This is a genomic window from Mesoflavibacter sp. SCSIO 43206, assembly GCF_019904215.1.
In the GTDB taxonomy this organism is placed as follows: Bacteria; Bacteroidota; Bacteroidia; order Flavobacteriales; family Flavobacteriaceae; genus Mesoflavibacter; species Mesoflavibacter zeaxanthinifaciens.
Map to the genome: position 1 here is coordinate 1,403,564 of NZ_CP063201.1, position 20,958 is coordinate 1,424,521.

Annotated in this window: 20 protein-coding genes; 4 read left to right on the top strand and 16 right to left on the bottom strand. The window is 30.4% G+C overall.

Annotation, left to right across the window (positions count from 1 at the left end; all coding sequences use genetic code 11):
• Positions 1 to 26 precede the first annotated feature (26 nt).
• Entirely contained in the window at positions 27 to 1,361 is a 1,335-nt protein-coding gene (locus INR78_RS06545) for a TlpA disulfide reductase family protein (RefSeq protein ID WP_223077971.1), read from the bottom strand.
• Between the two features lie 30 nt (positions 1,362 to 1,391).
• Positions 1,392 to 4,730, bottom strand: a complete 3,339-nt coding sequence (mfd, locus tag INR78_RS06550) for a transcription-repair coupling factor (RefSeq protein ID WP_223077972.1) — start codon at positions 4,728 to 4,730, stop codon at positions 1,392 to 1,394.
• Between the two features lie 241 nt (positions 4,731 to 4,971).
• Here mfd and INR78_RS06555 point away from each other — a divergent pair, with 241 nt between their 5' ends.
• On the top strand, positions 4,972 to 5,403 hold the full coding sequence (locus INR78_RS06555) for a TerB family tellurite resistance protein (protein ID WP_027879572.1): 432 nt from the start codon (positions 4,972 to 4,974) through the stop codon (positions 5,401 to 5,403).
• Positions 5,404 to 5,453: 50 nt separating this feature from the next.
• On the opposite strand, the gene INR78_RS06560 is transcribed toward INR78_RS06555, so the two are convergent.
• From INR78_RS06560 to fbp, 5 genes are read right to left on the bottom strand one after another with little or no spacing between them, the layout of a single operon-like run.
• On the bottom strand, positions 5,454 to 6,980 hold the full coding sequence (locus tag INR78_RS06560; RefSeq protein WP_223077973.1) for an ATP-binding protein: 1,527 nt from the start codon (positions 6,978 to 6,980) through the stop codon (positions 5,454 to 5,456).
• Between the two features lie 18 nt (positions 6,981 to 6,998).
• The gene (locus INR78_RS06565) at positions 6,999 to 7,490 is read right to left on the bottom strand and encodes a Rab family GTPase (RefSeq protein WP_027879570.1); all 492 of its coding nucleotides are present in this window, start codon (positions 7,488 to 7,490) and stop codon (positions 6,999 to 7,001) included.
• A complete protein-coding gene (locus INR78_RS06570; protein WP_223077974.1) occupies positions 7,477 to 8,295 on the bottom strand; it encodes a cell envelope biogenesis protein OmpA in 819 nt (272 codons plus the stop codon). The genes INR78_RS06565 and INR78_RS06570 overlap by 14 nt, the downstream gene beginning before the upstream one ends.
• A gap of 14 nt (positions 8,296 to 8,309) precedes the next feature.
• On the bottom strand, positions 8,310 to 8,666 hold the full coding sequence (locus tag INR78_RS06575) for a fructose 1,6-bisphosphatase (RefSeq protein ID WP_223077975.1): 357 nt from the start codon (positions 8,664 to 8,666) through the stop codon (positions 8,310 to 8,312).
• 53 nt (positions 8,667 to 8,719) lie between these two features.
• Positions 8,720 to 9,724 carry a class 1 fructose-bisphosphatase gene (gene fbp, locus INR78_RS06580; protein ID WP_027879567.1) on the bottom strand — a complete coding sequence of 335 codons (1,005 nt, stop codon included), beginning with the start codon at positions 9,722 to 9,724 and terminating at the stop codon, positions 8,720 to 8,722.
• Positions 9,725 to 9,841: 117 nt separating this feature from the next.
• Here fbp and INR78_RS06585 point away from each other — a divergent pair, with 117 nt between their 5' ends.
• The 3 genes from INR78_RS06585 to INR78_RS06595 are packed head-to-tail and all read left to right on the top strand — an operon-like array spanning position 9,842 to position 13,437.
• Complete coding sequence (locus INR78_RS06585; protein ID WP_106677287.1) at positions 9,842 to 10,321, top strand: GNAT family N-acetyltransferase; 480 nt, start codon at positions 9,842 to 9,844, stop codon at positions 10,319 to 10,321.
• Positions 10,322 to 11,572 (top strand): aspartate kinase, encoded by a 1,251-nt coding sequence (locus INR78_RS06590; RefSeq protein ID WP_223077976.1) that lies wholly within the window; start codon positions 10,322 to 10,324, stop codon positions 11,570 to 11,572.
• 41 nt (positions 11,573 to 11,613) lie between these two features.
• Complete coding sequence (locus INR78_RS06595; RefSeq protein ID WP_027879564.1) at positions 11,614 to 13,437, top strand: lysophospholipid acyltransferase family protein; 1,824 nt, start codon at positions 11,614 to 11,616, stop codon at positions 13,435 to 13,437.
• On the opposite strand, the gene INR78_RS06600 is transcribed toward INR78_RS06595, so the two are convergent.
• From INR78_RS06600 to INR78_RS06640, 9 genes are all read right to left on the bottom strand, one after another.
• Positions 13,438 to 13,764 (bottom strand): helix-turn-helix transcriptional regulator, encoded by a 327-nt coding sequence (locus INR78_RS06600; protein WP_223077977.1) that lies wholly within the window; start codon positions 13,762 to 13,764, stop codon positions 13,438 to 13,440.
• Between the two features lie 87 nt (positions 13,765 to 13,851).
• Positions 13,852 to 14,349, bottom strand: a complete 498-nt coding sequence (locus tag INR78_RS06605; protein WP_223077978.1) for a hypothetical protein — start codon at positions 14,347 to 14,349, stop codon at positions 13,852 to 13,854.
• Positions 14,350 to 14,369: 20 nt separating this feature from the next.
• Positions 14,370 to 14,759, bottom strand: a complete 390-nt coding sequence (locus tag INR78_RS06610; protein WP_027879562.1) for a VOC family protein — start codon at positions 14,757 to 14,759, stop codon at positions 14,370 to 14,372.
• Between the two features lies 1 nt (position 14,760).
• Positions 14,761 to 15,219 carry a DUF1801 domain-containing protein gene (locus INR78_RS06615; RefSeq protein WP_223077979.1) on the bottom strand — a complete coding sequence of 153 codons (459 nt, stop codon included), beginning with the start codon at positions 15,217 to 15,219 and terminating at the stop codon, positions 14,761 to 14,763.
• A 24-nt stretch (positions 15,220 to 15,243) separates the two neighbouring features.
• Positions 15,244 to 16,179: a 2-hydroxyacid dehydrogenase gene (locus INR78_RS06620; protein ID WP_223077980.1), complete on the bottom strand. Its 936-nt coding sequence runs from the start codon at positions 16,177 to 16,179 to the stop codon at positions 15,244 to 15,246.
• Positions 16,180 to 16,184: 5 nt separating this feature from the next.
• Positions 16,185 to 17,555 (bottom strand): magnesium transporter, encoded by a 1,371-nt coding sequence (gene mgtE, locus INR78_RS06625; RefSeq protein ID WP_255593136.1) that lies wholly within the window; start codon positions 17,553 to 17,555, stop codon positions 16,185 to 16,187.
• A 9-nt stretch (positions 17,556 to 17,564) separates the two neighbouring features.
• Positions 17,565 to 18,362 (bottom strand): 16S rRNA (adenine(1518)-N(6)/adenine(1519)-N(6))-dimethyltransferase RsmA, encoded by a 798-nt coding sequence (rsmA, locus tag INR78_RS06630; RefSeq protein ID WP_223077981.1) that lies wholly within the window; start codon positions 18,360 to 18,362, stop codon positions 17,565 to 17,567.
• A gap of 41 nt (positions 18,363 to 18,403) precedes the next feature.
• Positions 18,404 to 18,727: a DUF4286 family protein gene (locus INR78_RS06635; protein WP_106677507.1), complete on the bottom strand. Its 324-nt coding sequence runs from the start codon at positions 18,725 to 18,727 to the stop codon at positions 18,404 to 18,406.
• A gap of 10 nt (positions 18,728 to 18,737) precedes the next feature.
• On the bottom strand, positions 18,738 to 20,522 hold the full coding sequence (locus INR78_RS06640; RefSeq protein ID WP_223077982.1) for a tetratricopeptide repeat protein: 1,785 nt from the start codon (positions 20,520 to 20,522) through the stop codon (positions 18,738 to 18,740).
• Between the last annotated feature and the right edge of the window lie 436 nt (positions 20,523 to 20,958).

Genomic DNA, 20,958 nt, shown 5'->3' on the forward strand with positions numbered 1-20,958 from the left:
TTTAGATGCTTAGATATTATAGATAACTATTCTTCTAATGTTTTAGAAAAATAATCTTTAAAAGCTTCAAAGTCGTATGGTTTTTTAATAATTACTTTGTCTTTATCAAGTATAAAGTAGCTTGGTGTAGATTTTACATTATAATTGTTACCTATTTGGTTATCCCATTTGCCTTCTCCAAAAACATGGTGAAATTCTGGAAAATCGTAAGTCATGTCTTTCCAGCGGTAACGGTCTTCATCTAATGCTACAGCAATAACTTTTAATTGTTTTTTATCTATTGTTTTTACGTAGTTATGAAGTTGCGGAATTTCTTCTAAACAATGAGAACATGTTGTGCTCCAAAATACGATTAAGTATGTATTAGCTTCTTCTAAATCATGCATTTTTTTTACGGTAGCTTTACCATTTTCAACATAAATTACAATATCAAAATTGTAACCTTTATGACCTATTGATGCATTTTTAAAATTGGTAAGATCTTTTATTAATTCTTTATCGTTATCTGCTTTTGCTATATCTAATAAGTATTTTGTTGCTATATGATTAGCTACTGGTTCTATATTTTCATATGCAAATTGAGAATATAATACTTCTAAAATTACTTTTTTTACTTTAGGGTTATTGCCAATTGCATTTACAGCAGTATCAATATTTTTTATATAGGAAGCATTGGCTTGATCTTGGTCTATAAAATTAAAAATATAGTTTAAAGTAGCTTCTATAAGAAAATTTGAGTTTTGTAAAATAGGATTGCTAAAGTTGATATGGTCAAAATATTCTGCTTTTGCTAATTCTGAAAATGTTTGAGCATCTACATATTTTTTAGGTATAAAAGGCTTGCTTGCTGTAATAAAGTTTAGTGCCATTTTGCCTTCTGCAGCTTTTTCAAATTCGGATTGTGTATTTTGTAAAATTTGTATGATTTTATTAAAATCTTCTTCGTTGTTATCTCCTTTTAGGTAAAAGTTGTTAAGACTATTTGCAACTAATTGAATGCTTTTATTGTAAGAGTTCCATAGTTTGTTTTCTTCAGATTTAATAAAGGTTAGACCATTGTCAAAGTCGTAAGTCAATTCTATATCTTCATTATTATATAAAAAGTCAAAATTATATCGATCTTGTGGTTGATTGTAAACGATGCGGTATGTACCTGCAGGTTGATTTTTGTCTAAAGTAAAACTAAATGAACCGTCTTCTTTTATTTCGGCATTATTTACAAATTTGCTGGTTTGTGTTGTTACTTGATATAGAAAAGCAAATTTAAAATCGTCTGTATTTGGGAATTTTCCTTTTATGGTATGTTGTGCTAATGCAAAAAATGGAATTATAGCAAATACAAAAAATAACTTTTTATTCATGGGTTTTATTTTTTTATCAAGTTTCAAAAATTATTCCAAAATTGGTTTTAATACCTGAAGTGCTTTTTCTACTGTTTTTATATTATCAAAAGTAAGTAATAAACGCAAACCATTACGTGTTTGTTTTTCTTTCATTTTACAAGTTTGTGGATGTGTTTGTACGTATTGTAACACTTTTGTAAAGTAATTACTTTGGTAAAATCCGCTTTTTTGGTCGTTAATAAAGTAACCAATAAGTTTACCTTTTTTCATGATTACTTTTTCTATACCTATTTTTGTAGCTATCCATTTAATTCTAACGCTATTAAGCAAGTCTACTACTTGAGTTGGTAACTCGCCAAAACGATCTATTAATTGATTTTCGAAAGTAGTTAACTCGTCTTCCGTTTTTAGGTTATTTAAAGAGGTATACAGATTTAACCTTTCGGTTATACTGTTTACGTAATCGTCTGGGAAGAGTAGTTCAAAATCGGTATCGATTGTAATGTCTTTAACGTATTGTTTTTTCTCTTCAGGTTCGTCGTATAGGTCTTTAAATTCGTTTTCTTTAAGCTCTTCTATAGCTTCATTTAAGATTTTTTGGTAGGTGTCAAAACCAATTTCGTTTATAAAACCACTTTGTTCGCCGCCAAGTAAATCTCCTGCACCACGAATTTCTAAATCTTTCATTGCAATATTAAATCCGCTACCAAGCTCAGAAAACTGTTCTAATGCTTGAATACGTTTTCTGGCATCTGTTGTCATAGCGTGATAATCTGGAGTAATAAAATAGCAAAATGCTTTTTTATTGCTTCGTCCAACACGACCGCGCATTTGGTGCAAATCACTTAACCCAAAATTATTAGCATTATTAATAAAAATAGTATTGGCGTTAGAAACGTCTAAACCACTTTCTATAATGGTTGTACTTACTAAAACATCAAAAGTACCATTCATAAAGTTTAGCATAAGTTCTTCCAACTTTTTACCTTCTAATTGTCCGTGACCAACACCAATTTTTGCATCAGGCACTAAACGTTGAATCATACCTGCAACTTCTTTGATGTTTTCAATACGATTATGAATAAAAAACACTTGTCCACCACGTTCTATCTCGTAACTAACTGCGTCTCTAATAGTTTCTTCGTTAAAACGAATCACGTGACTTTCTATTGGGTAACGGTTTGGTGGCGGCGTTGTAATTACCGATAAATCTCTTGCAGCCATTAAACTAAACTGAAGTGTACGCGGTATTGGTGTAGCAGTTAGCGTAAGTACATCTACGTTTTCTTTTATGCTTTTAAGTTTTTCTTTTACAGCGACACCAAATTTTTGTTCTTCATCAACAATTAAAAGTCCTAAATCTTTAAACTTAACGCTTTTATTAACCAATTGATGTGTACCAATAATAATATCTACATGACCTTTTTCTAGTTTTTCTAGAGTGATGCGTTTTTCTTTTGCAGTTTTAAAACGGTTTACATAATCTACCGTTACCGGAAATTCTTTTAAACGCTCGCTAAAGGTTTTATGATGCTGAAAGGCTAGAATAGTAGTTGGTACTAAAACCGCAACTTGCTTACCATTATCTACAGCTTTAAAGGCAGCACGAATAGCGACTTCGGTTTTACCAAAACCAACATCGCCACAAACCAATCTATCCATTGGTCTTTCGCTTTCCATGTCGGCTTTAATATCTGCAGTAGCAGTAACTTGATCTGGCGTATCTTCATATAAAAATGAAGCTTCTAACTCATGCTGTAAATAACTATCAGGTTTATATTGAAATCCTTTTTTTAACTTACGTTTTGCATATAGTTTTATTAAGTTGAAAGCAACGTGCTTAACTCTAGATTTGGTTTTTTCTTTAAGAGTTTTCCAAGCTTTACTACCTAATTTGTAGATCTTTGGTGGCGCACCATCTTTACCATTAAATTTAGTTATTTTGTGTAAGGAATGTATACTTAGGTATAACACATCACGCTCGCCATAAACCAACTTTATAGCTTCTTGTTTTTTACCATCTACATCAATTTTTTGTAGTCCGCCAAACTTACCAATACCATGATCTATATGCGTAACATAATCGCCAATATCTAGATTTGTAAGTTCTTTTAAGGTAATGGCTTGTTTTTTTGCATAGCCATTTTTAAGATGAAATTTATGGTAGCGTTCAAAAATTTGGTGATCTGTATAAACCACCATTTTTAAGTCGTGATCTATAAAACCTTGATACAAAGGTTGTACAATGGTTTGATAATGAACATTGCCATCAACATCTTCAAAAATATCATAAAAACGCTTTGCTTGTTGCTCGCTTACACAAGTAATATAATTGGTGTAACCTTTATCGTGATTAGCATTTAAATTATCTATTAATAAATTAAATTGTTTGTTAAATGCAGGTTGAGGTACTGTGTCAAACTTTACAAATTGCTCAGCTTTAAAAACAGATGTTGTCCCAAATTCTACTATGCTAAAATCTAATAATTCTTTTTTTAGGGTTTCAGAATTTGAAAATAGCTCATTTGGTTTGTCGTGTTTAAGCTCGGTAGATAAGTTGTTAAATGCAGTTTGAGCTTTACTGAAAAAATCGTCTATTCTGTTAAAAGTTAAATCGAAATTTTTCCCAAAAACAACTGTTTTTTGAGCGATGTATTGTAAAAAGCTTTGCCTTTTTTCTTCAATTAGTTTATTAGCAACATTAGGAATAATGCTAATTTTTTTAATTTGCTCTGTAGATAATTGTGTTTCTACATCAAAGGTACGAATGCTGTCTACTTCGTCACCAAAAAATTCTATACGATATGGTTGGTCGTGACTAAAGGAAAACACATCTACAATACCGCCACGTACCGAAAATTCTCCAGGTTCGGTAACAAAATCTACACGTTTAAATTTGTATTCAAACAAGACTTCGTTTACAAAATCTATAGATAAATTATCGTTTACAGTAATTTTTAGTGTATTACGTTCTAGCTCTTTTCTAGTCACAACTTTTTCAAAAAGCGCATCTGGATACGTAACAATTATAGCAGGTTTTTTACGTGAGTTTATACGGTTTAAAACTTCTGCACGAAGTAAAACGTTGGCGTTATCTGTTTCTTCAATTTGGTAAGGTCTGCGATAGCTTCCTGGATAAAATAAAACATCGTTTTTATTTATTAAATGTTCTAAATCGTTTAAATAGAAAGCAGCTTCTTCTTTATCTTGAAATATTAGTAAAAATGGTAAATCGGATTGTTTAAAAATTTGTGAAATTATAAACGAAACCGAAGATCCTACTAATCCTTTAACGTGCGATTTACTTTTAGGTAGGGCAATAGCAGTTTGCAATTTTTGCGTTTGCAAAGATTGTAAATAGGCTTGCGAGATGTTAGATTTACTCACCTTAAATAGAATTTTTTGCAAATATAAGGCTTAGATTTTTTAAAAGCTTTCTGATTAATTAATTTAATCTGATATTAACAATGTTAATGAAAATAAACTCTAAAAAATGACTTAAAATATTGATAATAAAATAATTATATTGGTTTTAATAATATTAAGTATACATGTTAAAAAAAGAAACTTTTTAATTTTAAAAGGAGCAAGGTTTAACTATATTTGCAGTGAATTAAAATTAAAAAGTATGTCATTTTCAGATTTATTTGATAGTGGGTTTAAGAAGCGAAATGAAGATCATTTTGCTGCAATTGTAAGAGTTGCTATGAGTGATGGTATTATCACAGAAGAAGAAAAGGCGTTTTTAGATAGATTAGCACGTAATTTAGATATTAGCGAAGAAGATTATAAGTTAATATTAAAGGATTATAAATCTCATCCTATAAACCCACCAACTTCTTATGATATGCGTTTAGAGCGTTTATACGATTTAGCTAGAATGGTTTGGGCAGATCAAATTGAAGGAGAAAACCAAATGGCTATGTTAGAGCGTCTTTGTGTTGGTTTAGGTTTTAAGTCTAGTAATTCTAAATACGTTGCAGATAAAGCTTTAGAGCTTGTTAAAAATGGAGTAGATCTAGAGGTTTTTATGGAAGAAATTAAAACTATGAATAGATAAAATAGTTTTTGAAATACATAAAAAAAGCAAGCATAACGCTTGCTTTTTTTTTATTTTAGATGTTCTCTTATTTTGGTTAAAAGGGTATCTTCATCAAAAGGCTTTTTTACAACATCATTAATACCTGCTTTTTTATATTTTTTTAAATCATCCTTAAATACTCTAGCTGTTAAGGCTATAATAGGCGTTTTTTTATGCTCTCTCTCTGGTAATTTTCTTACTAGTTTTGCTACTTCATCACCATTTATATCTGGTAATTTAATATCTAAAAGGATTAAATCTACAGGAGAATCATAGTTTGTTACTTTTGGTATGACATCTTCTCCTTTTGTGGCAATATCTAAAAAGTAATTACCCTTAGAAGCAAGTATTTTAAGAACTGATAGCTGAGTGATTTCTGAATCGTCTACCAACAGAATATTGTATTTTTTATCAGATTCTATAAAAGAAGTTTCTTCATTATTAGATTTTTCTAATTTGTAACTTGGGTCTATTCTAAAGTTTAAATTAGTAGAAAATGTAGAGCCTTTTCCTTCTGTAGAATCTACTGTTATTTTGTTTCCGGTTAACTCTACATAATGTTTTGCAATAGCAAGTCCTAAGCCTGATCCAGTATATTTATATGAATTGTTAAGCTGTTTAAAACTTTCAAAAATTGAGTTTTGATCTTCTTCTGGTATTCCTATTCCAGTATCAGAAATTTCAAAATGAATATTAGCTTTTCTTGCTCTTGTTTGATTTAATGAAGCTTTAAAAGTAATTGTTCCTACTTCTGTAAATTTAATAGCATTGCTTAATAAGTTGCTTAAAACTTGTCTTAGCTTCATCTTATCACCACCAACTATTTGTGGTAAATTGCTATTAAAATCAGTAATAAATTCTAAACCTTTTTTTTCAGAATTAATTTTGTGTATTTGAGCTATTTCGTCTAATAATTCATGTAGATTAAATGGTTCTAAGATAATTTCTGCTTTTCCAGATTCTATTTTAGATATATCTAATATGTCTTCTATTAACTGCTTTAAGTAGTTTGTAGAAGAGTCCATGACTTTTATATAGTTAGTTTGCTCATCTGTTAATCCTGTCTTTTTTAAAATCTCAGAAAAAGTTAAAATACCTGTTATTGGATCTCTTAATTCATGATTGAAATTTGCTATGAATGCATTTTTAAAAGCTTCTTTTTCTTTTAAATACTCGTTTTTTAGTTCTAGTATTTGAGAGTTTATTACCGACTCATTTCTTACCTGTGCTGTAGTTTGGTAGTTATTGTAGTGTACCGTTAAATCTAGGATAACAATTAACGGTGGTTTTTTTCCATCAAAAGTTTTTACAATAATATCTGTTATTATAGTATTGCCTTCTTCATCATTAAGGTGAATACAAGAAAATACTAAATCTTTGTTTTTTTCGGTTAATGTAGCTGTTAGACTTTCAAAAAAAGGATGAATATCTGATATATGTTTACCTTCTATATTTTTAAAGATAACATCATCAGATTCTTTAATGTTGCCTTCTGTATCTACAATTAAATATTGATTTACAGATTGTGCGTAATTTTTTTTATACTCTTCTAACATTTTAAGAATGTTTTATGTTTAAACTAAAGATTTAGCTAGTTGATTAAAAACCTCTTCTACATTTTTGCCAGTTTTTGCACTTGTATATAAGTCTACATACTGTTTAAAAATCTCTTTATTTTCTTTAATAAACTCGTTTGTAACTAAGTCCTTTTTGTTGCCAATAACTTTAACAGGTAAGTTAGGATAACGTTCTTTTATATAATTTAAGTCAAATTCTAAGTTTTTATAGGTGTTTGGTCTTGTTAAATCAAACACGTAAATAAAACCATGTGTTCCAATAAGATATGATGGTCTTGTGTTGGTAATATCATCATTACCTTCTAAGTCCCAAATTACTAGAGTAACGTCTTTGTTGGTTTCTGGAATTTGAATATCTTTTTTTAAGATATGTACACCAATAGTAACTTTATAATCTTCTGTAAAAGTGTTTTCTACAAAGCGTCTAATTAAGGACGATTTTCCTACACCAAAGTGCCCTATTAAAACAACTTTTTTAGATAATTTCATGTTCAAATTGTGCTTTTAATTTTGTTGCTAAAATACTACTATTTTCTAAGTCTGTTTTATTTATAACATTTTGAGCAAAATCTAATAACTTATCCTCTAGTTTGTTTCTAAATGTGGCTGTAAATGCTCCAGATATTACTACAGCAATGTAGTAATTAGAAAAGTTTTGAAGATGAATATGATAGTTTTCATATTCTATATATTCTAAATTTTGAGTTTCAGCTTGAAAAGCATCTTCTGCAAAACTTTTAATTGCGGTAAGCATACCAGCAACTGTATCTTGGTCTATGTTTTGGGTTTTTGAATATTCTGAAGTTACAATACCAGAACCTTGCTCTATAACCATAATCTGCTCTATGGTTGGTTTAAAGTGGTCTTGAAGGATTATATCACCTTCTGATACGCCACTTCTTTTTGCTCTAAACCTTCGTTTTAAAGACTCAAAAGAAAAGGTGTTATTCATTTTATTGTTAATAGCTTCAGATAAAAGTTGTATTTCTTTTTGCACATATTTTTTTATCATTTTACCCATAATAGGGTATAAAGCTTCTACAACAGCATCTTGAGAGTTTTTAATCTCTGCTTTTAAAGTTTCGGTAATAGTAGGTCCTAATGTTTCAGGTATTTCTTCAACAAACTCTTGTAATTTATCGTCAATTATTGGATTAATTTTTTTTGATAAATTAGGTTGTTGGTTTATTACTGCTTCAAGATCTTTTAGTTTTTGTTCAAGCGATAAAGCATACTCATGCTCATCTTTTAATAAGATGTCTTTTAAGATTTGTAATTTATCTTCTTGAGTCATTTATAGAGTCAATTTTATTGACTAATCTTCTCACCAAGCTTAGTAAAAAGTTCACCCAGAAGTTTACGGTCTACTTTTTTCTCGTCTAAAGCCTCTATTTTTTCTTCAAGAGAAGCTTCAAGCTCTGTAATACGTATGTTTACGTCTGTACTTAAATTATCAATATTCTGAAGTAGTTCTGTTTTAACTTCGTCTATTAATTGCTCTAATTCTTCTTTTTTGTTAAGTATATCTTTTTTTAGAGTTTCAAACTCACTATCGTAAGCTTGCATGTTTTCTCCAAAAATAAGCTGTTTTATAGCGTCAATTTTTGAGCTAGCATCTACAGCGTTTGGCGCCATATTTTCTTGATTTTTATCTTGTTTTGCCATGTTGATAGTTTAGGAGATAAAAATAGCAAAAAAAATAGTTATTTAGCTACCAGTTAAGCGTTTTGCATAAACTCTTCAGCTTTTAATACCATATTTTTACTTCCACAGAAAAAAGGTACGCGTTGGTGTAGCTCTGTTGGGGTAATGTCAAGTATTCTAGTATAACCATCACTAGCTTTACCATTAGCTTGTTCTGCTAAAAATGCCATAGGATTGCACTCGTATAATAAACGTAGTTTTCCGTTAGAATTTTTTGAGCTTTTTGGATACATGTAAATTCCGCCTTTAATCATATTTCTATGAAAATCTGATACTAAAGATCCAATATATCTTGAGGTGTAAGGTCTATCGCCTTCTTCCATTTGGCAATACTTAATGTAGTTTTTTACACCTTGAGGGAAGTGAATGTAATTACCTTCGTTTACAGAGTATATATTTCCGTCTTCAGGAAATTGCATATCAGGATGTGATAAATAAAACGTACCAATTGCTGGGTTTAGCGTAAAGCCATTTACACCATGACCTGTTGTGTATACTAGCATTGTAGAAGTACCGTAAACCACATATCCAGCAGCTACTTGTTTATTACCTTGCTGTAAAAAGTCTTCTATAGTTACAGGTGTACCAACAGGCGTAACACGCCTAAATACCGAAAAAATGGTTCCTACAGATACATTGACATCTATGTTTGAAGAGCCATCTAAAGGATCTATTAAGACTACATATTTGTTTTGGTTGTTAGAATCTTGACTGTTTATGCTAATAAAGTCGTCTTCCTCCTCACTAGCAATCCCGCAAACAATGTTTCGGTTCGTTAATGTATGTATAAACTTATCATTTGCGTATACATCTAGTTTTTGTTGATCTTCTCCTTGTATATTCGTGTCGCCAGCAGCGCCAATAATATCGACTAGTCCAGCTTTGTTTACTTCATGATTTACAACCTTTGCAGCAAGTCTAATAGAGTTTATTAGTCTAGATAACTCTCCAGAAGAATACTTAAAAGAGGATTGGTTTTCGATAATAAATTCACCTAAGGTTTGATTTTTTTTAGACATGAAGCTTATATTTGGATACAAATATCATAGAATTTTCAATAAACTACAACGTTTTCGTTTAAATTAATTTTATGGTCTATAATCTGTTTAGACTATATTTGAATAAAACTTTTTAAGATGAAATTTAATATTCGTTTTGCAAAGCAATCTGACATGCCAAAAGTATTAGAGCTAATAAAAGAATTAGCTGTTTTTGAGAAAGAGCCAGATGCTGTAATTGTAACAGAAAAAGATTTAATAGAACACGGTTTTGGTAAAAATCCTTTATTTACTTGTTTTGTAGCCGAGAGCGAACAAGAAATAGTAGCAATAGCCTTAATTTATTTTAGATTTTCTACATGGAAAGGAAAAACTGTACATTTAGAAGATTTAATAGTAAAACAAGAGTTTAGGGGACAAGGCTTAGGTACATTACTGCTTGATGAGGTTATTAAATACGGTTACAGTCAAGGTGTACAACGTATTTGTTGGGAAGTTTTAGATTGGAATACAAGTGCTATTAATTTTTATGAAAAACAAGGAGCTAAAATATTAAAAGATTGGTATTTAGCTCAATTAGAAGGAGACGCCATAAAAAACTATATAGAAAAATTATAAATGAGAGTATTTAAGTTTGGTGGAGCATCTGTTAAAGATGCTTTAGGTGTAAAAAATTTAGTATCTGTATTAGAAGAGGTTGGACATGAAAACACACTAATTGTTATCTCTGCAATGGGAAAGACAACCAATGCAATGGAAGTTGTAATTGGCAATTATTTTAACAATCAAGCAGAATTACAAGCTGCTTTACAAGACGTTATAAAATACCATAATCAAATTATCATTGATTTATTTGAAAACGAAAGACATTCTGTTTTCAATACTGTAAAAACGCTCTTTGAAGAATTAAAAGCATTTTTAAAAACCAATAAATCTCCAGATTACAATTTTGTTTATGATCAAGTTATCGGTTATGGCGAATTAGTGTCTACAACAATAATAAGCGCCTATTTAAATGAAGTTGGCTATAAAAATAATTGGATAGATGTAAGACAATTAATAAAAACAGATGATTATTATAGACGAGCAAATGTAAACTGGGATCAAACCCAGACTAATATTTTAACTCATATAAATACTAATCAATTAAATATTACACAAGGGTTTTTAGGAAGCGACAAAAACAATTTTACGACTACTTTAGGTCGAGAAGGAAGTGATTATACTGCAGCAATTATAGCCTATTGTTTAAATGCAGAAAGTGTAACCATTTGGAAAGATGTGCCAGGCGTATTAAATGCAGATCCAAGATATTTTGAAAATGCACAATTATTAAATGTAATTTCTTATACAGAAGCAATAGAGTTAGCTTTCTATGGTGCATCAGTAATACATCCTAAAACATTACAACCACTACAACGTAAAGAAATACCATTACATGTAAAGTCTTTTATACAACCACAAAATAATGGTACAGTAGTTAAAAAGTTTAAAGGTATTGATCCCGTAGTGCCATGTTTCATTTTAAAACAAAATCAAGTTTTAATATCATTATCTACCTTAGATTTTTCATACGTGGTAGAAGAAAATATCAGCGAAATTTTTAACTTGTTGTCCAAATACAAAATGAAAGTAGATGTTATTCAAAACTCAGCCATAAGTTTTTCGGTGTGTTTTGAAAACAATTATAATAACTTAGAGCCGTTATTACTTCATCTAAAAGCTAAATTTAAAGTAACTTGTCACGATAATGTATCACTATTTACTATTAGGCATTATAATGAGCAAGCAATACAGAAATTAGAGAAAGGAAAAACGATTTTATTAAAACAAATGTATCAAAATACGGTACAAATAGTAACTAAATAAATGTTTGCTTACTTTTGTGGGCATTAACTTTAAAAAAATAAATGGGATTAGTCACTGCTAAAGAAGTTTCGTCTGCTATAAAACTTGACAAATATGGGTTTTTAGGCACTTTTGTTGGATGGCTTTTAATGAAAGTTTTAAAAATTTCTACATTAAATAAAATTTACGATAGAAATAAGCATCTAAAAGATTTAAATTTTTTAGATAGTATTTTGGATGAATTTCAAATTAAATTTGAAATTCCTGAAGAAGATCTAAAACGTTTACCAAAAGATGGAGCTTACATTACTGTGTCTAACCATCCATTAGGAGGTATTGATGGTATTTTGTTGTTAAAATTGATGTTAGAACAACGCAAAGATTTTAAAATTATAGCCAATTTTTTACTGCATCGTATAGAGCCATTAAAACCTTACATCATGCCTGTTAATCCTTTTGAAGACAGAAAAGATGCTAAGTCAAGCATATCTGGTTTTAAGCATGCTATAATGCATTTAAAAGAAGGTCATCCTTTAGGGATTTTTCCAGCAGGAGAAGTATCAACCTATAAGGATGAAAAATTAATGGTTGATAAACCATGGGAAGAAGCCGCTATGAAGTTGGTGCAAAAAGCTAATGTGCCAGTTGTTCCAATTTATTTTCACGCCAAAAACAGCAATCTTTTTTATAAACTATCTAAGATTAGTGACACTTTTAGAACTGCAAAATTACCTTCAGAATTATTGACACAGAAAAGACGTGTTATTAAAGTAAGAATAGGTAGACCAGTTTCTGTAGCAGACCAAAACGAACATGAAAGTCTAGCAGACTTTTCAGAGTTTTTAAGACGAAAAACCTATATGCTTTCTAACTCTTTTGAACCTAAAGAGAAAATAATAGAGACTATTTCATCTACGTTAAAATCGCCTAAAAGTATAAGACCGCCAAAAAAAATTGTAACTCCTGTAAGTCAAGAAACTATGATTGCAGAAGTTAATGCTTTGCGAGATGCCGATTTAAGATTGCTAACCAGTAAAAACTATGAGGTCTTTTTAGCATCTGCAGATAAGATGCCCAACTTGTTACGTGAGATAGGTCGTCTGCGTGAAATAACTTTTAGAGAAGTAGGAGAAGGAACAAACGAAGCTATAGATTTAGATAGTTTTGATACTTATTATCACCATATGTTTTTATGGGATAATGAAGCTAATGTTATAGCAGGTGCTTATCGTATGGGATTAGGATCTAAGATTTTTGCCACTTACGGCATTGATGGTTTTTACCTTCAGGATTTGTTTAGATTTGAGCCAGAATTGTATAAAATGATGAGCCAATCTATAGAAATGGGTCGTGCATTTATTATTAAAGAATATCAACAAAAACCAATGCCTTTATTTTTGCTTTGGAAAGGTATTGTACACACAACATTACGCTATCCTGAACATAAATATTTAATTGGAGGCGTAAGTATTAGTAACCAATTTTCAAACTTCTCAAAATCTTTGATGATCGAGTTTATGAAATCGCATTACTATGATCCTTATATAGCACAATACGTTAGACCTAAAAAAGAATTTAAGGTCAAACTAAAAGATGCAGATAAAGATTTTGTGTTTGATGCTACTGAAGCTGACTTAAATAAGTTTGATAAAATTATTGACGAGATAGAACCAGGTGCATTACGCTTACCTGTATTACTTAAAAAGTACATTAAACAAAATGCACGTTTAGTTGCTTTTAATGTAGATCCATTGTTTAATAACTCGGTAGACGGTTTAATGTATATAGAGATTGCCGACTTACCAGAAAGTACAGTTAGACCGGTAATGGAAGAGTTTCAAGAAGAACTTGAGCGTAAGTTGTCAGAACAAAGCGAAAATGAGTAGTTATTTGGAACAGCTTACCTGCGTTTTTACAAAAAAGTCATTAACAACACGTCTACACTCATTTAACTGATCTTTATTAATAGTGTAGTATAAGTTTTTACCTTTTACTTTTTGATTTAATAAACCTGTTTTACGTATTTCTGCAAGATGTTGAGAGATTGTTGGTTGTGCTAAACCAATAGCCTTTACTAAATCGTTGCAATTACAGTCTTTATTTTCGCTAATGTGTTGTATGATAGCAACACGTGCAGGATGACCAATAACTTTTGTATAGTTAGCAATAGTGTTTATTTGATCTGTAAAAATATGTTTTTTAGTAAAACCCATAGTTCAATTATATAAACGTGATATTGCAATATTACAATTTTATTAAATAAAATAAAAGTCTAAACATTAGTCTAGACTTCGTGATTTTTACTTTTTACCAAACAACCTTTGAAAGAAGCTTTTAGTTTTTTTAGTAGTTTCTTCAATAACTTCTTTAGCATCTTCTGCTAGCTCATCTAATTTTTCTTCAGCTTCATCTGCAAATTTAGATACCTTTTCTTTAGTTTCGTCTACAAACTCTTTTGCGTCTTCATTAATAAACTCGGTTGATTTTGCTTTAGCTTTCTCATAAGCTGCTTTAGCATCTGCTTTAAGTTCGTCAAGTTTTTCTTCAGCTTCATCTGCTATTTTAGATGCTTTTTCTTTAGCCTCATCATAAAGTTCTTTAGCATCTTCTTCTACAAATTCTTTCGCTTTTGCTTTGGCTTTTTCAAAAGTATCTTTTGCGTCTTCTTTTATATCTTCAAACTTATTTTCAGCTTTTTCTGTAAACTGGTCTATTTTTTCTTTAGCTTGTTCTTTGTTTTTGGTAGTATTATTTAGCTCTTCAGCTTTATCTTCTAGGTTTTTGTTGTCTTCGCTCATTGGTTTTGTATTTTAATTGGTTATTTTTCAAAAGCACTATCAATTGGTTCCCATAATTCTATTTTATTACCATCATTATCCATAATCCAACCAAATTTTCCGTAACTATAGGTTTCCATTTCGCCAATAATTGTTACGCCTTCTTCTTTTAAAACCTTTAATAGTTCTTCTAGGTTTTCGACTCTATAATTAAACATAAAGTCTTTTTTTGAAGGTTCGTAATATTTGGTGTCTTGATCAAAAGCACTCCATTGTGTAGAGCATTTATTACCTGCTTCATCTTTCCACCAAAAAGTACAACCGTAATCGTCGGTATTAAATCCTAAGTGTTTTTGATACCAATCTTTTGTTGCTTTTGGGTCTTTGGTTTTAAAGAATAAACCTCCAATTCCTGTAACTCTTTTTTTCATTTTATTTCTTTTTTAAAACAGATTCGTAGATTGAAATCCATTCTTCAACTGTCATTTTTTGTACTAGTTCTGCAATTAAATCATAAGGAATTTCGTCTATTTTTTTAAATCTAACACAGCTTTTTCCCATATCTAGTTTACGTTTATTATGCTTTGGATATTCATTGACAAACCAGTCATGTAATTCTGGTTTTGCATAAATACCGCTATGGTAAAAGTTAATTGAGTTTTTTTGAGAAGCAAAACTCATAAAAGGTAATGGTAATTTGGGATCGCAATGGTATCCATCTGGATAAATCTCGTGAGGTACAACATAACCAATCATGTTGTAGTTTATACACTCTTTAAACCCATTAGGTAAATTGTCGTTTATTGTTTTACGAAGTTTTTTTAAAGCGTCTTGTCGCTCTTCAGGGACTTGTTTTATGTAATCCTCGGGTGTTTTTGCGTCGTATGTCATTTAGTGTTTTATTGAAACACTAAGTTAGCAAAATTTTGCTTTTATTTTATTTACGATTGTTTGCGCAAGTTTTTCTTTACTTTCTATAGTCCAACCTGCTACATGTGGTGAAAGAATTACATTTTGTGCTTCTATTAAATATTGAAATGCTTCTGGTAAAGTTGAAGAAAATAAACTTTCAAAAGATGTTTTTTCATATTCTAAGACATCTAATCCAGCACCTAAAATTTTGTTAGATTTTAAAGCATTTACTAAATCTGAAGTTATAACACTTTTACCTCTTGCGGTATTTATTAACCAAAAAGGTTTTTTAAAATTATTAATAAAGTCTTGGTTGACCATACCAATTGTTAAAGGCGTTTCTGGTGTGTGAAGACTTAAAACATCTGCTTCTTCTTGAAGTTTTTGTAAAGATACTTGAGTAGCATTTTCATCCTCTACATTATCTTTTATATCATAACACAAAACTTTGACATCAAAACCACGAAGTTTTTTTGCAAACGCTTTACCCATGTTACCATAACCGATAAGTCCAACGGTTTTTCCATCAAGCTCGATACCTCTATTATCTTCGCGTAGCCATTTACCGTTACGTACTTCGTTATCTGCTTTATTTAATTTATTAAACAAGGATAAAAGCATAGCTAAACTGTGTTCTCCAACAGCATTACGGTTGCCTTCTGGAGCAGAAATTAGTGTAATACCTTTACTTTCAGCATAATCACAATCTATATTTTCTAAACCAGCACCAACGCGACCTATAAATTTAAGATTGGTTGCTGCGTCTAAAAATGTTTTGTCAATACTAAACCTACTTCTTATGATAAAGCCATCATAATCTTTAATTTTTAGCTTAATTTCTTCTTTTGATGAGGTATAATCTTCATCATTAATAAAACCTAAATCATTAAGTTGATTTAGTAATAAAGGATGATTGGTGTCTAAGTGTAAAATTTTCATTTTAGTTAAAATCCTAAAATTATTTTGGCGACTAAAAAGTATAAAAACACACCAAAAATATCATTGCTTGTTGTTATAAAAGGTCCTGTTGCTACTGCAGGATCTATTCCTTTTTTATCTAAAAAAATTGGGATAAATGTGCCTATTAATGCTGCCATAATAATTACAGTGATTAAGGCAATACCAATGGTAAAAGATACATTATATGGCGCACCAAATATAAAATGAGTGATAATAAATGCTAATAAGCCAATTGCTATACCATTAACTAAGCCTAAAAGTAATTCTTTTAAAAGTCTTTTAAATACATTGTTGCCAATGCTACCATTTGCAAGACCTTGTACAATAATTGCACTAGATTGTACGCCAACATTACCAGCAGTACCTTGAATTAATGGGACAAAACTAAGAAGGATAATATATGGTCCTAAATTGCCACTAAAACTATCAATAATACTTGCTGCACCAATACCACCGACAACACCAATTAGCAGCCAAGGTAAACGTGCACGTGTTAATTTAAATATACTATCATCTGCCTCTACATCTTGAGAGATACCTGCTGCCATTTGATAATCTTTATCGGCTTCTTCACGAATAACATCTACAATATCATCAATGGTTATACGACCCAGTAAAGTACGTTCTTGATCTATAACCGGTATTGCTTCTAAGTCATATTTTTGCATAACTCTTGCTACTTCTTCGGCTTCTTCATCTACAAAAACATAGTCTACATTTGCGTTAGAAAGTTCTGCAATTTTTTGTTCGCTTTTAGCGGTAATTAAATCTTTTAAAGAAAGTCTACCTACTAGTTTTTCTTGTTTATCTACAACGTAAATTGAATGTACACGAGTAACATCTTTTGCTTGACCACGTATACGACGTAAACAACCGGCTACCGTCCAAGTTTCGTAAACTTTTACAAGTTCTTTTGCCATTAATCCACCAGCAGTATCTTCGTCATACTTTAAAAGTTCTTTAATTTCGGCTTTGTGCTCTAAATCTTCAATTTTAGAGATGACTTCGTGCTGTCTTTCTTCTGGTAATTCGGCAATAATATCTGCAGCGTCATCGGTGTCTAGCTCTTCAATTTCTTCTGCAATTTCTTTGGCAGAAAGATTTCTTAAGACTTTCTCTCGATTGTCTTCATCAAGCTCCATTAAGATATCTGCAGTTGTTTCAGAATCTAAAAGCTTAATCACATACATGGCTTCTTCTAGATCGACTTCATCTAGTATTTCAGCAATATCAGCATAATGGTATTCGTCAAGTAGTTTTTTTAATTCTTTATCATTTTTTTGTTCGATAAGAATTTCTACTTGTTCTATAAGCTGATCTGTTAACTGAAATTGTATGTTTTCTTTTTCTTCCAAACGCAGATATTATTTGTCGTTTTCAATTAATTGGGTAAGCGTTATAAATTGATCAACGCTTAATTGTTCTGGACGCTGGTCAAAGATACTATTTGCTTTTAAATTATCAGACAAATTGAAGGTTTTTAAACTGTTACGGATGGTTTTGCGTCGTTGCTGAAAAGCTTGTTTTACAACCTTGAAAAATAAAGCTTCATCACACGGTAAACTATAATTGTCTTTTCTTATTAAGCGCAACACACCAGAATCTACTTTTGGTGGCGGATTAAAAACGTTTGGTGGCACAGTAAATAAATACTCTGCATCATAAAATGCTTGGGTTAATACAGAAAGAATTCCGTATACTTTAGAGCCTTCTTTAGAGCATATACGCTTGGCAACTTCTTTTTGAAACATTCCAGAAAATTCTGGAATTTGGTCGCGCATTTCTAAAGTCTTAAACACAATTTGTGTTGATATGTTGTAAGGGAAATTACCTGATATTGCAAATGGTTGGTCCCCAAAAGTTTCTTTTAAATTGTATTTTAAAAAGTCTTTTTCTAAAATACGTGGTGCTAAATGCAAATAGTTATTTTTTAAATAATCTACACTTTCTGTATCTATTTCAATAACATAAGTTGTTATTGGTTTTTCTAATAAATATTTGGTTAGTACGCCCATTCCTGGACCAATTTCTAATACTTGATCGTAACCGTTTAAGGTTAAGGCGTCTGCTATTTTTTGAGCTATACTTTCGTCTTCCAAAAAATGTTGACCTAAAAACTTTTTGGCTTTGACTTCGGTTTTATTTTTATGGTTTTTAGACATAATTTTTTTTGAAAGTTTTTAAAATTATAATGAAATTTAGATTATTTAAAATCTACAGAATACTCGTCTATAACTTCAAGTTCTGTCCTAAAAGCAAGCATTTTATCTGCAAACTTTTGTAATCCATCTTGTCTTAGTTGTTCTGCATGATTAGCATAATAATCTTGTAATGCTTCTTTGGAATGTGCACGATATTGAATAGAGTAGGTTTGTCCGCCCATTTCTTCTTCTACTAAAACTTTAGTTAGTTTTGCTTCTGTAAATTTTCCTGTGGCTAATACTTGCGGTATATGCTCTTTTATCCAAGTTAGCCACTCGTTATGCACAGAGTCGTCTATGTTTACGGTTACGTTATATATAATCATTTTGTTTTTTTTAGTTAATATCATCACCACGAAGTTTTCTAAACTTTTTACGCGCCTCTACATAAAAAATACTATCTGGATGATCAAAAAGAATCGTTTCGTAATAGGGTTTTGCTTCTTCGGGTTGGTTATAAGTGTTGTTTAATAATTCGGCTAAATTATAAAGTGCATTGTCTAACAGAATACTGTCTTTAAAGTCTTTAATTATGCGCAGGTAATTAGCTTTGGCGCTGTCGTAATCGTGTTCTTTTTCAAATAATTCAGCTTGTTTAAGTAAAGCTTGCGGAACAATAACCTCGGTTTTATGCGCTTTTAAAATATCGTTTAGAATAGCTATTGCTGGTTTGTTTTTATTTTGAAATGCTAATAAATCTGCCTTAGCGTATTTTTTTAAAGCAGTTTGTGTACTGTCTTCGGCACGGTTATCACTAATTAACAGTTTTAAATCTAATGCATCATTAGCGGTTAGTTGTGATGTAGATGCTTTTAAAATTTTAAGCTGAGATTCTGCCCATTTAAAATCGCCTTTATAATAACTAGCTTTTGCAACTCTAAATCTAGCTTCTTGAGAAATTGGACTGTTTTTTAAGTTACGTTGAATTTGAGTGTAATAAATTAAAGCTTGATTAAACTTCTCTTGAAATACTAGAATATCACCAAGTTCAAGTTTGACTTCGGCTAAATAAATCTCAGGAATATTATATTTTAACGTGTTTTTTAATATTGAAATAGCTTCTTCAGGCTGCTCTAAATAAAAGGCTAAAAAATGAGCATAAGACTTTTGAATGTTTAAAGTTTGAGGTGTTTTACCGTATTGCTCTAAAATTGAAGTGTACGATTTTTCGATATCATTATAGTCTTTTGGTAAAGCTATTTCAGTCTTTAATTCTATAATTTTTAGTTGTGCTTCTAACTTAGTTGAAATCTCTTGAGATGTTTCTACAACATATTCAAAAATAGAAATAGCCATCTCGTAATCTTTATTATTTTTAGCAATAAATCCAAGTTCTATAACACGATCTAAACTTTCTTGTTGTCTTTTATAAATGGCTTTTTCTTGGGCAAATGCTTTGTTATAGTCTTTTTGCTGAATAAATAACCAGCTTAGCATTTCGTTCCACATTAAATCTGGATTTTGCTGTATTTTTTTCAGCAAGGTTTTTCTTAAGATAATATTGCCTTCGTTGTCACTATCTTCTGTGATAAATTCGCTTATATATCGCTTTATTGTGTCTAGATACGTTGGATTTGCAGAGATAAAACTTAAATAGCTATCAAACATTTTTTCTATGTTAGATTGCTCTCCATAGATACGTGCTAATTGCAAATTAAAGTTTAAGCTAGGTTGTAATTGCATAGCTTTTGTGTATGCTTGAATTGCTTCTTCTAACAATGAATGATTTTGAAATACACGACCTATGCTGTAGGCATTTGTAGGTCTTTGCTCTAGTGTAGCTATGGCTTTTTGATAATTTTTGTTAGCGTTAATTGTATCTTTTTGTAATTGATAGTTGTAACCAAGTTCTACTAATAAATTTGGAGATTTACTTGTTTCTAAAGCTTTAATAAGTCTTTGTTCTGCTTCTTTATACAGTTCTAATTCTTGCTCAATTTCAACTATTTTAAGTAAGTAGTTAGTGTTGTTAGGCTTGTCTTTAAAAAGCCTTTTGTAGCTAGAAAGTGCTTTTTCAAATTCGCCATTTTTAAAATATTCATTTGCAACAATTTCGTCTTGAGCGTAAGAACACAAGCAAAAAAAGAAGATTAATATTGTTAAAACGCGCTTTAAAAACATAGGGTAAATATAACAAATCCGATAGGGACATTATGTAAATATAATGCAAAAAAAATGCCTGAATTTAATCAGGCATTTGCCAATCTAATAAAAGTGCTATTAATCATATATTCACTATAAGATTCAATTACTAAGATTGGGGTATATCTATGTAATAAATTTTTAGTTTTTGGCTAAAACAATCCCATGTTTAGACTCTGAAGAGATGCTAAAATCTGTATTAAAAATTTTAGTCATTATTACAATAAAGAGAATACATAGTAAAATTCTAGCTATAGTCTTCATAATAAAGGTAGGTTTTAATTAAGAAAACAATCAAATAAAAGGTTTTTTAAAATCTTAGCAAAACGGATAGCTCAAAAATCGTTAAAAAACGTCATTTTTTAACACTTTAACGATTTTAAAGGTTGTTTTGTAAGGAAATATTGACTTTTAT